Source organism: Fibrobacter sp. UWB13 (assembly GCF_900177805.1).
GTDB lineage: Bacteria > Fibrobacterota > Fibrobacteria > Fibrobacterales > Fibrobacteraceae > Fibrobacter.
In genome coordinates this window covers 715399-730756 of record NZ_FXAX01000001.1, presented here as the reverse complement: position 1 = coordinate 730756, position 15358 = coordinate 715399, and the positions used below count along the sequence as shown (strand labels likewise).

Genomic DNA, 15358 nt, shown 5'->3' with positions numbered 1-15358 from the left:
CGGTGTTATGGTCTTTCGTTGTTTGGGGATAAAACGCGAATGGCATAGAACCAAAGGATTAACTATGTTGAAACAGCACATTCGCGTTGCTGCTCTTTGCAGCGCGTTCTCTTTTGCATTGGCGTCAAATTCCTTCGCGGCTGATTTGCCGACGGCAAACGAAATGTTTGCCAAGATGGGCTTTGGCATAAACATCGGGAACACGATGGAAGTTCCCCAGAATCCAACGTGGTGGGGCAATAAGTTCCCGACCGAGGCGTACATTGATTCGGTCAAGGCGGCGGGCTTCAGCACGATCCGTATTCCGTGCGCGTGGTACAGCCATTCGAATGCCTTGTCGCGCGATTCTAGCAGGGCAGACATTGTTCCGGGCGGTGGCCCGAACGAAATTGCTTCTAGCTGGATGGATTCCGTGCAGACGGTCGTGGATTACTGCATGCGCGCAGGCCTCGTGACGATTTTGAACATCCATTGGGATAATGGCTGGCTCGAAGGCAACCTAAACGACAAGGAAAAAGACAAGGTGAACGCCCGCCAGAAGGATTTCTGGACGCAGATTGCAAACCGCTTCAAGAACTATAACGAAAATTTGCTTTTTGCAAGCGCTAACGAGCCTGCGACAACGGATGACAATTACAAGCACGAAACCGAAATCTTGATGACGTATCACCAGTCGTTTGTGGATGCCGTGCGTGCGACGGGTGGCAACAATGCTAGCCGTACGCTCGTGATTCAGGGGCCGTCGACAAGTGTGGATCGCAGTTGCGAAGTGATGCCTGTGAGCAAGCTCCCGAAGGATGTGATTGCAAACCGCCTGATGGTCGAAGTGCATTTCTATGACCCTTATACCTACACGCTGTTGAATGACGTTGTTGATTGGGGCGCTCAAGTCTATCCGCAGTACTACTGGGGCGATGACCTCGCGACTGGTGCGGATATTGTGCATAACTGCGGCTACAACGCTTGGGCAGGTGCCATGGGCGACAAGTGCACGAGTGCTCAGATTCAGGACCAGTTCGGCAAGATGAAAACGAACTTTGTCGATAAGGGCGTGCCTGTGATTATCGGCGAGTTCGGTGCGAATGACCGCGTGGGGGTGTTGACCGGCGACAATTATGCGAAACACCGCAAGGGCCGCCTCGCTTATTACGAAGCCGTGATGAAACTAGCGAAGGAAAACAAGGTGGTGCCTATCGCCTGGGATACGGGCCACGAAGGCGAAAACAACATGACGATTATCCGTCGCCAGACAGAACCGGACGGTTCCGTGTTTGACAAGGACGTTCTGAACATCATGCGTCACGCTTATGGCCTTGCGGATTACGTGAACAACGGCATTACGCACATTGAAAACTTTAAGACCGATGACGGAACGATTTCCATCTTTAAGCGCAATCGCCCGGCGCAGTCCCGCAGCTTGCGCACATCCCGCACTTACGACTTGCTTGGCAAGCAGAACCCGCAGGCGAGAGTCGTGAAAGTGAAGAAATAATAGACCCCGGAACGGCGTCCGGGGTGACAAGTGTATAAGTCATCCCTAACCTCATACATCAAAGGCGAAGCTGAACTTCGCCTTTTCTCGTCATAAAAAAAGCCGCGCTTTTCAAATGCGCGACCTTTGTCTAACTTAGAATCCTATGCTTGCCTGGACCATGTAGATTCGGTTCTCGTCCTGACCGGTGTAGTAGCCGCGTTCTTCGCCCCAGGTGGCGGCTTCGATCGAGAAGAATCTCAGCACTTCAAGCCCGATACCCGCTGACGGGTAACCGCCTCTGAAACCGCCTGCAAGTCGCAGAACAAGGAAGCGGAACTCGTTGTTTAGGCCTGGAATTGCCACCAACGTCTGCTCCAGTTCAAAACCGAAGTTCAAGTGCGTAAAGAACTTGTAGTTCCTTTCTGCATTGAACATATCGGCAAAGTCCATTGCGAAATTAAATTTGCGCCCGAATCCCGTATTGCTGTTCATAAATCTTGGGCTGTAGTTTGCGCCAATGGTAAAGTTCGGGACTAGAGTTTCACCAGCGAGCTGCTTGAAGTAAATATCGCGCAATGATGCACCGAAACGCACTTCACGGTTGAACTGGTAAAGCACGCCCATATCAATGCCGATAGAGAATGTCTTGGAATCAAAGAAGTTGTCTGTCGCATCGCCTGCTTGATCTTTGAGGGTGTCGACAATCGAACTGTAATTGGCAAGACCTACTGTCACCATGTTGGTCTTGTGACGTTTAGCGATTTTACCGCCCAAGCCCACAGAAAGCTGATTGGGGATGATTTCGTAGGCACCACCCATCTGAGCGACGGCGTCGATGATGAATGTGTCGACAACGACATAGGGGAGAACAAGACCTGCATCAACGTAAGGGGCAACGCTTCCGTTCATCCAGAAGGCTGCACCAAAGTTGTGGAAAGCCATTTCCGCATCAAACTTGACTCTTGCTTCCATTGCCTTGTGGTCGTAAGAGTTGACGATCTTGCCGTATTTCGGATTCAGAAGGAGTGAATCGAGGATGGCTCCTGTCTGGCTCGTGACTTGCGGATGGTCTTTTGTGATACTGTTCGCGTCTTTTTGTGCGGCTCGGAACAAATCTTGAACATCTTTCACATCGCTATATGTCGAAAGGAACTTGAAAATGTCGCCAGCGCCACCAAAGGTAATGCGCATGTCGCCAATCCAGTTACGTGGGTAGTAACCTTGTTCTGGGCGATGTTCGTAATTGCCAAGTCTGTTGATCTGGGTCAAGCCTGCATAGTTGTAATGGATAGCTTCTTTATCGTCAACGACAGCGACGTGGGCGCCACCCATGGATTCTGCACGGAGTGAAAAATGTGTAGGAGCTTTTGCCGAGGCTATGCCAAATGCGCAAGCGAGTGCTGCGAGTATTGTTAATTTATTCATTTTTCATTCCTCCCTTCAAACCACTTGAGGAATTCTTCTTCATCGTAGTTGACCCAGCAACCTCCGACCATTTTCTTTCTCTTTTCAAGCGAGTACTTTATGTTGTTTACGTCCGTGTCATGGCGGATGAGTTCTTTGTTCTTAATCTTCTCGTCGAGATCTTTTCCTGGGAAGCTCAAATCAATAGCGAACTTGAGGAGGTGGTTGTCCTTTTCGTCTCGTTCGTTCGGGTTGCGGTAGACAAACTGCCATTCATCCAGGTCTTCCTGAGTAGTCTTCCCGTCCATGTCAATATCAATGATGTTGTACTTTTCAAGGACGCTAAGCGAATCAATTTGAGACTTGGTCAAATCGTATGTTTCCGTGTCCTGGCTCAATTTAGCAACGTCTTCGACATTTTGAGGTCTTTTCTTTACCAGGACAATAGAACGGCTGTCGCGAACGTCTTCGTCAATTTCTCCGTCACCGTCGTTGTCGTAATTATCAAGAGCTTCTTCGTCTACGCAACCATCGCCGTCGTCGTCACGACCGTTTCCAAACTTGAAGAACACGTCGTTACGGTCTTCTTCGACGGTTTGTGCTCTGTCGTTTATCTGGATAATTGTATTGGCAAGGCCAACGGATACATCTGCGTAATCTTCATCGTCAAAGTACTGGCGAGTGGAGTCCGGGAGGTAAGCCTTCACGATTTCTGCGGCGGCGTCAGGAGATGCCTTGATGGCTTCTGCTGCGGCTGCCATGTCGCTCAGGAATGGCTTGAGGCTATCGCCCATGTCGTTGAGTGCGTTGAGGTCCATCATCATACCTGAGCTGCCTGCGGACACCACTGATGAAATCTGGGAGTTCACAGCTCTGATGCGGAGAGCTGCCTTGGTTAACTGGAGAATGGTGTAGCTATCGGCGATAGTACTGAACCGAACCTTCTTGTCGGTCCTGTCGGTTGTATCGCGAGCGACAAACTGGTTCAGGTAGAACATGACGGAATCGATTCCTCTTGAAATTGTGTCTGCCTTTTCGTCGCTCATGACGAGGAAACCGCTGGTCATCTTTCCGTCAGGACCTTCGTATCGTTGTGCTAAGGAGGCGAGCTCAAAGACATTTATGCCTTCCTGGGCTTTGATAACTGTCTTGCAGAGACCAATCCACGCTTCGGAGTACGAAGAGTCGGCTCGGATGGCTTTGTTGAAAAATTTGCGCGCAGCATCGTAGTTCGAATTTTGGTATTCCAAGTAGCCTTCTAGGGTAAGGGCTGCTGCGTCATCGTTATCGGCGTCGCGACTGTCTGTTGGGTGGAACAGGTTGCAGCCTGCGAAGCCTAAGAACAATGCGGTTGCAAGAGACCACATCCATTTGCTGTGCGTATTTTTTCTCATATAGCCAGTCCTGAAAAAGTATTTCATTACTTCGTATAATAAAATAACTTCATTCTAACTAAAATGAAATCTTTGCTTTTTTTTAAAGCCCGTTTTTACGGTATTCTCGTAAAAAAATATATTTGCGCTCAATGAATGCTTATAAAGAGTATTTTCCGACGAAGGCTTACCGCATTGCCGAGATGCGGCTTTCCACTCTGCTCAGGGTCGAGAGAGATCGCCTAGACGGTATTGCTGCCGCCTTGGGGCGAGAATGTGCCATTGGTCCCGACAATTTGCGGGAGCAGTTGCCCGAGATACTCAAGTTCACCGAAGCTTACCATGCCGCTTATGACCAGTATTTGAAAGCAGTGCTCGTGCAACAGCCACGCCCTATCCAATGCAGGCCGGCATGCGGAAACTGCTGCCACCACTACCCAATGTCGGTGGAGCCGTTCGAGCTGATTTTCATGTACAATGAACTCCGTAAGAGGGATGACCTCTTGATGCTGATGGAAGCCTGCCAAATGCGCTCGGATAAGTTTGAAACGTTATTCGAAACCCGTAAAGGTGAAGGACTTTCTGAAGACGATGCTGAGGACAAGGCGCTTCACGATTACTTTGCATGGTGGCGTTCGTGCCCGTTTTCGAATGGCGTGGGGGACTGCACGGTCTACCCGCTCAGGACGGTCTCTTGTCGCATGTACTTTAGCGAGACGGACCCGAAATACTGCACGCCTGACATGCTTCAGACCGAAAAGAACGATAGCTATATAGTTTATATGCCAGATGTTGTCGAAGATGCTGTGTATGGAATCTCGGAACATTATGCAGAACTGGATTTGCCAGAAAGTTTTTTTGGTGGACTCCTTGCTCTGAACGGCTATGAAGGAGTGTTGGGCGCGTGAACGACGGGCAGCTGGACTTGTTTGGCTTTGTCGCCAGTGACAATGCACCTGTAGCCAGGGATCCTTCGCCAGAATGCTCCGCTAATGGTCTTGTGCATTTCAAGTACAGTCCGCTGATGAAAAAGAGCATCCGCTGCAAGGGCGGGTTCTTGTTCGGACACCCGGAAGTGCTTTTGCCCGCATACATGAAAGCTCCAGAATTTGCCGATGCGCGTGAACTAGCCGCAGAATGGGCAGAGCATGCGGTGCGTCGCAAAACGCAAAAGAACAAAGCAATTATCAAGGACTTGGTCAATCGCTTTTGGCAGACTGTCGACCAGATTTTTTCTGATAAAGGTGAAGCTCCGCTGGCGAGTAAAGGTCGCTTGCCGCCCATACGTCCGCAGGGCGTTCATCACAACTTAACGGATGTGCTTGCCGCTATTAACGATACGTATTTCGATGGAACGCTGACATGCCGAATCACGTGGAGCAATCGCGTGGGTGGGCTTAGTTTCCATTCCGTGCGCAAGGATCCGGTGACGGGCGAGAGTTTCCATCTCATCAGCATTAGCCGTGGGTACGATGCCGCTAATTGTCCTTTGTATGCAATTGCTGGTGTTGTCTATCACGAGTGCCTGCATATCGTGATTCCTGTCGAAGAACGTGGCGGGCGTCGTGTTGTGCATGGGCGAGAATTCCGCCAGCGCGAAAAACGCTACATCTATTACGATGAATGGATCAAGTGGCACAAGGAAGTCTTGCCGCGAAATATCCGCGCCATGAGACACCACAAAGCGCTTTAATTAAAACCATTCCTGTATCTTCTGGAATATGTGGCTTAAAACGCCGGTAGAGTCTCCGACAACTTCGAGAGAGTGTTTAGGAGTGTGTACCACAATAACAGATTCGTTCTTGTCGTAAGGAATCGAAAAGTCGATTAGACTGCTGCGTTCTTCGGTAATGCTCATGGCGGCGATGCAGAGGTCCGTTTTTTCGTTTACTAGGGATGGAATCAGCACATCGAAGTTCATGTCCGCAAACTTGATGTTCTTGTTCAGCATTTTGCCGATGGTGTACATGATATCGATATCTATGCCGGAGATTTCGCCCCACTGGTAGAATTCGTAAGGAGCGTAAAGAGCTTCGGTGCCAACGATAAGCGTATCGCTACCAATCCAGTCTTGCTTGATGGATCTGACTGCGGACTTGTTCCTAGACCATTTGTCCTTGATTTTCTGGATTTCGCCTTTTTTCTGGAGCACGCTGATGCACGAATCGATGCTAGCTTTCAGAGGACTATTTTTGCTCATGGCAATGCCAAATTCGTCCTTGTTCAGCCTATCCTTTAAAATGGAAAATTCAGAATGATGCTTGAGAATGGATTCTGCAACAGAATAATCTACTGCAATTCCGTCCAGGCTCCTCTCTTCCAAAGCCTTGGTCATTTCGGGAATGTTTGCAAAGTACTGGATACGGGGGAGCTTGATTAGCTGCTGTACTTGTTCATCGAGCGTTGTTCCTGTCTGGACTCCGACGAATTTCCCGGACAAGTCGGCGAGCTTGTAAATCTCGTCGGGCTTCTTGGGTTCGAGGTAAGTCATCTTGGGAACTTTGCTGAGTGTCGCTTCTTTGCCAAAGTCATTGCGAATGGCGAAAGCGGTTTTCCCGATGTAGTAGGGCTTTGAATTGTCAATTTCGTGCTGTAAGCATTCGCAGACGGTGAATGCCGAAATGACGAGGTCAGCTTCGTGATTCTTGAGTGCAGAGACGAGCTTGTTGCGGTCCGTCTTGATAATCTTGGTCTTGACGTTCAGTTTTTCTTCGAGGAGCTTCGCTAAATCGATATCAAACCCGACAATCTGGTTCCCGCTGGTAAATGAAAACGGGGGAACGTCGGCTGATGTGGCGATTCTCAGGACTTGCTCGGATTCGCTTTCCTTGGTGCTGATTAGCGGATTTGTTTTTGAGTTCTTGTTCCAGTGCTCGTTGAGCTCGGTGAGCGTGCCAGCCGCGTTTAAGCTGTCGATAAGGCGGTTGATGATTCCTTTTAAGTCAGGAATGGAACTGTGCTTGTTCATGGCGATGACGAATTCGTTCGGAACGCCAACATCGTTTTCGATGAACGTAATGCCGCTCATGCTATCGTTGAATGTGTGCGTAAGGACGTTCTCGTCATAAGCCAATATGTCGATATCGCCAACCTGGAGCGCAAAATAAGCCGTTATTAAGTCGGGGTATTGCTTGATTTGTGTTTTAGGAAGCTGACCGGCAACCCCTTCGGATATGCTTGATTTTTCTTCGACACCGATTTTATACTTGGACGAATTAGCATTGGAGACTTTGGAGGGAGGCTCTTCGGAAAATCCATTACAACCGGTGCTAATAGCGAAAAATACACCGAAAACAACGAAAAGTAAAGCAACTCGTTTTCTCATATATGCTAAATGTAAGAAAATAAAATGAAAAAGCAACAGGAAAGTGCTAAAATTCCGGGTAGCCGTCTTTTAGAGCTTCGTTGTAGTGTGCACGTTCACCACCGATGAACTTGGGGCGGGTACGTGCGGCAATGATGATGGCTTTACCGATATGGTTCTGCTTTAAGCGGACGGGAACGGCGACTTCACGGAGGTGCATGCCGATAAGGGTCCCGCCGATGTCGATCCCTGCATTTGCCTTGATATGCTCGAGAGCCACAGGAGCCTTGAAGCTTTCGTAACAAGCAGTAGCGAAGGAGCCCCCAGCCTTTGGCTGTGGCACGACGTTCACGATTTCGGCATTCGGGACTGCCTCGTGTTCGATGATAATGGCTCGGTTCAGGTGCTCGCAGCACTGGGCGGCAATGTAGATGCCCTTAGCGCCAAAAACGCTTTGAAGCCCGTTGTAAATAGCTTTGCCGACTTCCGGGACGGAGTGGCTCCCGACCTGGTTACCCAAAGTTTCGCTAGTGCTGCAACCGACGACAACGATATCGCCCTTTTTGAGCTTTGCCACTTCGACGAGTTCTGCTGCGACGCTTATGGCATCAGACTTGATTTGTTCAACAATGTTCTTGTCGTCAATTTCGTAAGTAATTCCTGCCATTTTAAAACTCCTGCTAAAAGCATGTAAAAGATAGTCTTTTTTGTGGATTTAGGCAAAAAAAGGCAATTTGGAGTATTATTTTGGAGATTGCTTTGCCAAAATCCTCTTACAGCAATGTATATTAATAGTAAGAAATATATTGGGTTTTTATGAGTGCTGAAACTGACAATTCTTCGAGCGTCATTGGGCTCGACCGGAAGAAGATCAAGGATTTCTTTCTGCGCAAGCTTCCTGAGATGAAGGAAGCGGTTATTGATGCTATTATCGAAATTTTGCCGAGTGTTCCGCACTATCAAGAAGAAAACGACCACTTTACGTTCCGAATCATCATGGGAAACGGGAACCCGCCGATGGGCTGGAACCGTCGTATCTATGAGTTTGCGGGAGATGCACTCGAGAACCTGTTCAAGGAACGTGTAAAAGCTTGTTTGAAGGATGTCATCCACTTCTGCAAAAGCGGATGCGATTTGATTATTCTGCAGATGCCGGCACGAGAAAAGACCGAACCCTCTATCCAGGTGGGGGTGTTCCAGTCGGATATCGGGAATGCGGGCGAGACGGAACGTGCGCTTCTCGAAAAGGGATTTTTGCTGATTGAATGCGTGAACCGTTCTAAAATTTGCATAAATTCTCATACCTCTTCTGGTGTCAGTGACCACTTGCTCATCCGCTTTGATTTGGATGAAAATGAATTCTCTGATAATCTGGAAGACAATAATCTGGAGTCATACCCGAAGGGCTTCTGGGCTGGGCTTTTCTCGCAAATCAAAAGGGAAGTTCATGGCACCATCTGTCTGTTTGTCGATCCGTCCTGGAATGGCAATGCGGATGACAATTTCGATAGCGGCAAGATTGTCTTTGACGACTACAAGGAAATGCAGATCAAGCCGGACTCCATGCTGGACTCGCAGTCGTACCGCGATTTGTACGAGCAGAATTTTATTCGTAAGATGTTCATCTCGATGTTGAACTACGACGGCATTACGGTTATCGATACGAACGGTTGCGTGCGTGCATTCCATTGCTTTGTGTCCATCCACCGTGGTAAGTTTACGTCTGGCGGTGCAAGACACCGCGCCTATAGAGCTCTTGCGAATTTGTTTAAAGATAACGAAAAGTACAAGGCGCTTTACTTCCAATCGCAAGAAGGAAACATCAGGTTTTACCATAAGTTCCGCGTATCTTCATCGTTCGATTCTACAGTCATGGATCGTTGTGATGGTTCTGCTGAAGTCGAAAATACAAAGGCCAAGAATGCAGAACATGTTGATGGCAAGGCTGCCTCTCTTGCTTCTGCAGTCAATGCGGGAATGGTTGAAAACTCGATTGCCGATAGCAATTCTCCGTTGTCTGATTTCTTGAACCGCTTGCGCGACGCCCATTTGGGAATTGACAACTTCTACAACGAACCGAAGCCTGCCGAAGATTTAAGCAATGCCGCTTTTGAACTGACGGAAGAATCCTGGAGTGGTGTGAACGAGGAACGTGTGATCAATGTGCCTCTTATATGCCTGATTGGTAACTCTTACGGTTATTCTACAAATGCAGAACCGTTCCTCAAGAATTTCCTGGAGAAGATTCCTCAGTCCGTTTGGGAAAAATATATGAAAAACAAGTGCTACGAAGATACGTCGCTATCTTCGACGCTTGGTAGCAAAAATCAGGAAAGCCAGTGGATGAAGCTTATGAATGAAGCTGGTGCTGATGATGGTAAGGCAGAGAAATATGTTACCGATGAATTGGCGGTACATATCAAGGCTGTCTACAAACAAGTGAGCAAACTTTTTGCTCAAAAGTTCGAAGAAGAACGTAACCTTTGGGAAAACTTGTTTAAGGGTTATTAGCTTTCTTCTCTTTGTAGAAGAGGTAAATCATCCACACGAGACCGGCAATAATCATTGCCGAGCAGAGCGTCTGACCTCGGCTCATGCCAAAGAGGTCCACGCGTCCAAGGTGTGCATCCGGTTTGCGGAAAAATTCAATGAAGAAGCGGAACAGACCGTAACCCATCAAATAGAGGCAAGGAACCTTGTCGTGGAGCTTTGGAATCTTGCGCAGGTTGTACAAGACGATAAAGAGCACGATGCCTTCGAAGACCATTTCATAAAGCTGGCTCGGGTGGTGGAGAATCGGGTTTGCAAGCGTGCTGTCATGGGCAAGCGGGAACCACATGCCGATGGCGCTTGTAGTAGCTTCTCCAAAAAGTTCACCGTTGATGAAGTTGCCCCAACGTCCCCAAGTATAGGCAAGAGGCGTTACCAAGAAGGCTAGGTTGAAAGTCTTCCAAATGTCGAGCTTGTTGCGCTTTGCACCGATATACATGAACAGAAGACCAACCACGAGACCGCCATGGTATGACATTCCAGAAATTCCGACAAAGTGGTAACCGAGGTCATCGTGAACCATCGGGAATAAAATTTCGGACGGATTGGAAAGGTAATAGCTTGCCTTGTAGAAGAAAACGTAACCAAGGCGGGCGCCGAGCAGAATGCCTGCGATAATCCATGTGAAGAAGTTGTCGAGCTGATCTTTGGTGTAGCCGAGTTTTTCTTTCTGGCTGATTTTCCACATGGTGATATAGGCGGTCACGAATGCAAAAATGTACATGATGCCATACCAGCGCACCGGAAAACTTCCGAGTTGGAATGCCGTTCCATCAAAATAAGTCGGTATTAAGTTCCACCAAGATAATTCCATGATAAGCCTTCTTCTTTTGTGTTTAAATCTAAATTATTTTTTCAAGTCCAGGTTTTGGTGTGCCCAATAATTGATGACGGTTGCTGCCACCTGCGTTGCTGGTTGCGAACGAATTTCTTTGTGCATCTGCATCACAATCACGACAATTGATTTGCTCGGATCGTTTTTCGCTTCGGCAAATCCCATGAACCAATCGTAACGGCCGGCGGGATCTGTACCATCAAGAGAACCGGTTTTTCCGCCGAGGCGGAGCGCTTCGAAATTCTTGCGAGCCATGTTTTTTGTGGACATGTGCTTGCGTGCGGTGCCCTGTGTTACGGAGCGGAGCATCGATTCGCGGAGACCGTAGTATGTGTTTTCTGTGAATTTGCCAAGGTTGAGGGCGAGTGGCTTTTGCGGGGCGAATGGAGCCATGTCGCGAGCCCATGGAATTTCAAGAGGCTTCTTGGTAAGGATAGCACGGACTTGCGCTGCAGCGAGGAGCGGTGTAAGGGTTGTGGAGGTTGTAAAACCGCAGGAAACTTCGGCAAGGCCGTAACCAGTGTCCGGGGCTGTATAGTGCGATGCGTTGGGGGCGTTCCCGGGGAAATTCTTGTTGTATCCGAGTTTTGCGGCGGCAGCGTTGAGGCGCTTTCCTCCGACATTTTTACCGACGATTGCCATCGGCGGATTTGCAGAGCGGGCAAAAGCTTCGGAAAGTTCCATCGTGGGACCGTTGTACTTTTCGGGGACGCGGAGCTGGTTCAGGTAAAGCGTGTGGTGGCGCCCAATCATTGGGATCGGTGTATTGAGCGAGTAGCGGTTGCTTTCCATGGCGGCGGCTATTGTCACGAGCTTTGCAAGCGATGCGGCAGGGAAGGTGGGGCGACCAATCCAGTCCGGCTTGTTTTGTACCTTACCATCGCGGCGTTCGCCCCAGGCTATGATTTCGTTTGTCTTGGTGTCCACGACAAGGATGACGCCCAGGTCTGGGTGATAACGGCGTAAAAGAATGTCGATTCTGTCAGCGAGTACGGGGTCTTTTTGCGACTTGATGTGAACGGTGTCGCGGACGTTATCCGTGCTTTCGCTTGTTGCGTTGGAAGCGCTTGCGTCATTCCCTGCGGCTGTGTTGCCCGATTTTTCGAAGTCTTCGTCTTCGATGCCTTTCAGGGCGGCTAGTCCGTTCGAGTTTTCTTTTGCCGCAGTTTCTGCAGTGAATGATTCATCAAAAGGATTTGTGTCGTTCGTGGCAATTGCTTGCGCGACCGTATCTGCAGCTAGCTGCTCGGTGGTTGCTTTTGCGGATTCCGCCGGGTCGTCTTTTGTGGAACAGTGAACAATGGCAACAATAATCGTAACGAGGACGGTAATCGCAATGCAGCGGTTGCGCATTCTCTGGGCGTAGGGGAGTCTTTCCATAAAATTACTTGAAGATTGTCTTTCGGTAGTAGGCGAGTTCGGCGATGCTTTCGCGGATGTCGTTTAAGGCTTCGTGGCGTTTTTCTTTTTGGAAATCTTCGAGGTTCGGGTACCAACGATAGCTGAGTTCCTTGATGGAGCTCACGTCAATATTCCTGTAGCAGAGCCATTCCGAAATTTCGGGCATGTACTTGTACAAAAAGCGCCTGTCCTGCGTGATGGAGTTTCCACAGAGGAGGTTCTTTGTTTTTTCGGTAAACGGCTTGATGAACTTGAGCGTTTCTTGTTCGGCATCCTTGAGGGAGTACTGCGAACGGCGGCAACGGTCCACGAGACCGCTTTGGTTGTGGTGTCGCGTGTTCCATTCGTCCATGCTTTCGAAAACGTTTTCGGGCTGGTGGATAGCGATAACAGGGCCTTCGGCGAGGATGTTCAAGTTGGCGTCAGTAACAATGGTCGCAATTTCGAGAATGACATCTTTTTCAGGATAGAGACCGGACATTTCCAGGTCCATCCAAACTAAATTTCGAGAACTCTTTGGCATACGCGCGAATAATAGCATTTTTTTTGATTCGTCGTTCCCGCCGGAACCTGTCCCGACCTATGACTATTGACTAATGACTAATAACTGACCGTAAGTATTGCGTAATAGAAATGAAAGAAAATGCTATATATATGGATAAATTCTTGCAAAGTTATAAAAATATTTTCCAAAATGTAATTTTTTGTTACAAATTGTCTTTTTCTTACAACACTTACGAAAATGTTACCTTTTTTTTTATTATATTTGGCGCATTATGGAAAATGTTGTTATTACAGGTATGGGCTGCGTTTCCTCTCTCGGAAACTCCCCCGAATTATTGTGGCAGAACTTGCTCCAGGGCAAATCTGGCATTGCTCCCATTCAGCGTTTCGACGCTTCCGCTTACACTTCTCGCATGGCTAGCGAAATCCGTGAGTTCGACGCTTCGGAAATTTACAGCACCAGAGACCAGTCCAGGTTCTCCCGCTGCATCCAGTATGCTGTTTACTCGGCTTTCCAGGCATTGAAGATGGCTGGAATCGCTCCGGAAAACGAAAATCCGGAACGTTGCGGCGCTATCATTGGTAGCAGTATCGGTGGTTTGCAGTATTGCTATGACGCCGCTGTGGCTCTCAGCAATCGTGGTCCGTCCCGCGTTTCTCCGTTCTATATTCCGATGGCTATCGTGAATATGCCGGCCGGTGAAGTTTGCAACAAGACTGGCTGGATGGGTCCGTCCTACACGGTCACTTCCGCTTGCGCAACTTCCAACCACTCCATCGCCAATGCCTATGACATGATTCGTCTCGGCCGCTGCGATGTGATGCTCGCTGGTGGTGCCGACGAAACGGTGAACCCGCTCAGCCTCGCTGGCTTTACCAGCATGAAGGCTGTCAGCAAGCGCAATGACGCTCCGGAACAGGCTTCCCGCCCGTTCGATAAGGATCGCGATGGTTTCGTGATCGGTGAAGGCGCTGCAGTCCTCGTGCTCGAAAGCGAATCTCACGCTAAGGCTCGCGGTGCAAAGATTCTTGCCCGTATCGCCGGTGTCGGTGCTAGCTCTGACGCTCACCACATCTCCGCTCCGCGTCCGGATGGCAAGGGCGTGATGCTCGCAATGGCTAATGCAATCAAGGAAGCTGGCATCGAAGCTAAGGATATTAGCTATATTAACACGCACGGAACATCCACACCGCTCGGTGACATTGCAGAATGCTCTGCCATCGAAACGCTCTTCAAGCAGTCCTCTGCATCTGCTCTCGACAACCTCAAGGTCAATTCGTCGAAGTCCATGCTCGGTCACTGCCTGGGTGCCGCTGGTGCACTCGAATCCGTCGTGACTATCATGTCTGTTATGGAACAGAAGATTCATGGTACTCTCAATGTGTTCGAGCAGGATCCTGCAATTCACCTTGATGTCTGCGCAAATGGTGCCGTCAACCAGAAGATTGACTACGCTATGAGCAACGGCTTTGGCTTCGGAGGCCAAAATGGAGTTATCATTTTTGCGAGGAATTAATGCGTAAGGCCAACAGTTCTGCTATTGGCTCTTCCGCTTCTCGTAAATTAAACGCTAAAATTTGTGCGTTTTTGCTTATGCTGTCGCTGGTGTTCCCGGCGGCAGCTTTGTCGTCTCCAGGGGATCCGCTCACGTGGCGTGATTCCACCTGGGATTACCGGAGTGAAGATCCGACTGATATCGATCCCGAAATTAAGCCTTTGCGACTTGCTGGGGTGGCGTCATTGACGTTGATTGCCTATGGGGCTGCTTACGGGTTTGTCTTTGAAAAGGGCTGGTGGGACGACAATGGTGGCCGAGGCTTCCATTTTGAAAATGATTTCGACTATGCTTTGAACTTGGATAAGCTTGGGCATTTTGCTTCGGGTGTCGTCATTGGCGAGGCTTTCTACGAAGGCTATCGTTGGGCTGGGGCTAGTGAATTCCAGTCCTATTTGTTTGCTGGGTTAACAGCGCTTGCAACACACATTGCGATTGATATCAAGGATGGCTTTGCTCCCAAGTGGGGCTTTAGCATTTTTGACGTGCTCTCGGGAGGTATTGGTGGCTTCTTGCCGATGGCGGAACGTTATGTGCCGTTGTTCAAGTACATAGACCTCAAGTGGAGCTACTGGATTAATTCCAATGCGTATTACGATAGTGAACATAATGCGTCTGGAGGCGTGTTTACGGATGACTACGTGAACCAGACTTTCTGGCTTTCGCTGAAGCCTTACAGGATGTTGCCGGAAGCGGCTCGTAAGTATTACCCAAGCTGGCTTGCCATTGCTGTGGGTCTCAGCATTGATGAAAAGGTGTTTACCAAGGAACCGCACCCGCGTCGTGAAGTTTATGTCGCTTTGGATTATGACCTGGAAGCATTCCGCCCGCAAAGCCGTTTTGCACGTTTTGCCGTTAAGATGCTGAACTACTTTAAGCTCCCGGCGCCTACGATTCAGGTGTATCCGGAGTTCCACTGGTACTTGTTGTACCCGATCAAGTTCTAGATTTGTGTAT

The 15358-nt window shown here is 49.0% G+C and carries 13 protein-coding genes; 6 read left to right on the top strand and 7 right to left on the bottom strand.

The window, feature by feature from the left end; genetic code table 11:
* Positions 1 to 64: 64 nt before the first annotated feature.
* A complete protein-coding gene (locus B9Y77_RS03115) occupies positions 65 to 1492 on the top strand; it encodes a glycoside hydrolase family 5 protein (RefSeq protein ID WP_085490433.1) in 1428 nt (475 codons plus the stop codon).
* 135 nt (positions 1493 to 1627) lie between these two features.
* On the opposite strand, the gene B9Y77_RS03110 is transcribed toward B9Y77_RS03115, so the two are convergent.
* Positions 1628 to 2899, bottom strand: a complete 1272-nt coding sequence (locus B9Y77_RS03110; RefSeq protein WP_085490432.1) for a hypothetical protein — start codon at positions 2897 to 2899, stop codon at positions 1628 to 1630.
* Positions 2896 to 4272: a hypothetical protein gene (locus B9Y77_RS03105; protein ID WP_085491428.1), complete on the bottom strand. Its 1377-nt coding sequence runs from the start codon at positions 4270 to 4272 to the stop codon at positions 2896 to 2898. The genes B9Y77_RS03110 and B9Y77_RS03105 overlap by 4 nt, the downstream gene beginning before the upstream one ends.
* A gap of 131 nt (positions 4273 to 4403) precedes the next feature.
* Between B9Y77_RS03105 and B9Y77_RS03100 the strand changes: the two genes are divergently transcribed.
* Both B9Y77_RS03100 and B9Y77_RS03095 read left to right on the top strand, forming a co-directional pair.
* Complete coding sequence (locus B9Y77_RS03100; protein WP_085490431.1) at positions 4404 to 5159, top strand: hypothetical protein; 756 nt, start codon at positions 4404 to 4406, stop codon at positions 5157 to 5159.
* The gene (locus tag B9Y77_RS03095) at positions 5156 to 5944 is read left to right on the top strand and encodes a hypothetical protein (RefSeq protein ID WP_085490430.1); all 789 of its coding nucleotides are present in this window, start codon (positions 5156 to 5158) and stop codon (positions 5942 to 5944) included. The genes B9Y77_RS03100 and B9Y77_RS03095 overlap by 4 nt, the downstream gene beginning before the upstream one ends.
* Here B9Y77_RS03095 and B9Y77_RS03090 read toward each other — a convergent pair whose 3' ends face one another.
* Both B9Y77_RS03090 and B9Y77_RS03085 read right to left on the bottom strand, forming a co-directional pair.
* Positions 5945 to 7576 carry a transporter substrate-binding domain-containing protein gene (locus B9Y77_RS03090; protein WP_085490429.1) on the bottom strand — a complete coding sequence of 544 codons (1632 nt, stop codon included), beginning with the start codon at positions 7574 to 7576 and terminating at the stop codon, positions 5945 to 5947.
* Positions 7577 to 7622: 46 nt separating this feature from the next.
* Positions 7623 to 8222: a TIGR01440 family protein gene (locus tag B9Y77_RS03085; RefSeq protein ID WP_073424146.1), complete on the bottom strand. Its 600-nt coding sequence runs from the start codon at positions 8220 to 8222 to the stop codon at positions 7623 to 7625.
* Between the two features lie 149 nt (positions 8223 to 8371).
* Here B9Y77_RS03085 and B9Y77_RS03080 point away from each other — a divergent pair, with 149 nt between their 5' ends.
* Complete coding sequence (locus B9Y77_RS03080; protein WP_085490428.1) at positions 8372 to 10066, top strand: hypothetical protein; 1695 nt, start codon at positions 8372 to 8374, stop codon at positions 10064 to 10066.
* Here the strand turns inward: B9Y77_RS03080 and lgt are convergent.
* From lgt to orn, 3 genes are read right to left on the bottom strand one after another with little or no spacing between them, the layout of a single operon-like run.
* Positions 10053 to 10919 carry a prolipoprotein diacylglyceryl transferase gene (lgt, locus tag B9Y77_RS03075; RefSeq protein WP_085490427.1) on the bottom strand — a complete coding sequence of 289 codons (867 nt, stop codon included), beginning with the start codon at positions 10917 to 10919 and terminating at the stop codon, positions 10053 to 10055. The two genes, B9Y77_RS03080 and lgt, sit on opposite strands and share 14 nt — an antisense overlap.
* A 33-nt stretch (positions 10920 to 10952) precedes the next feature.
* Positions 10953 to 12320 carry a penicillin-binding transpeptidase domain-containing protein gene (locus B9Y77_RS03070; RefSeq protein ID WP_085490426.1) on the bottom strand — a complete coding sequence of 456 codons (1368 nt, stop codon included), beginning with the start codon at positions 12318 to 12320 and terminating at the stop codon, positions 10953 to 10955.
* 4 nt (positions 12321 to 12324) lie between these two features.
* Complete coding sequence (gene orn, locus B9Y77_RS03065) at positions 12325 to 12864, bottom strand: oligoribonuclease (RefSeq protein ID WP_073424150.1); 540 nt, start codon at positions 12862 to 12864, stop codon at positions 12325 to 12327.
* A 253-nt stretch (positions 12865 to 13117) separates the two neighbouring features.
* On the opposite strand from orn, the gene fabF reads away from it, so the two are divergent.
* The gene (fabF, locus tag B9Y77_RS03060; protein WP_073424151.1) at positions 13118 to 14362 is read left to right on the top strand and encodes a beta-ketoacyl-ACP synthase II; all 1245 of its coding nucleotides are present in this window, start codon (positions 13118 to 13120) and stop codon (positions 14360 to 14362) included.
* Positions 14362 to 15348: a YfiM family lipoprotein gene (locus B9Y77_RS03055; RefSeq protein WP_085490425.1), complete on the top strand. Its 987-nt coding sequence runs from the start codon at positions 14362 to 14364 to the stop codon at positions 15346 to 15348. The genes fabF and B9Y77_RS03055 overlap by 1 nt, the downstream gene beginning before the upstream one ends.
* Positions 15349 to 15358 lie beyond the last annotated feature (10 nt).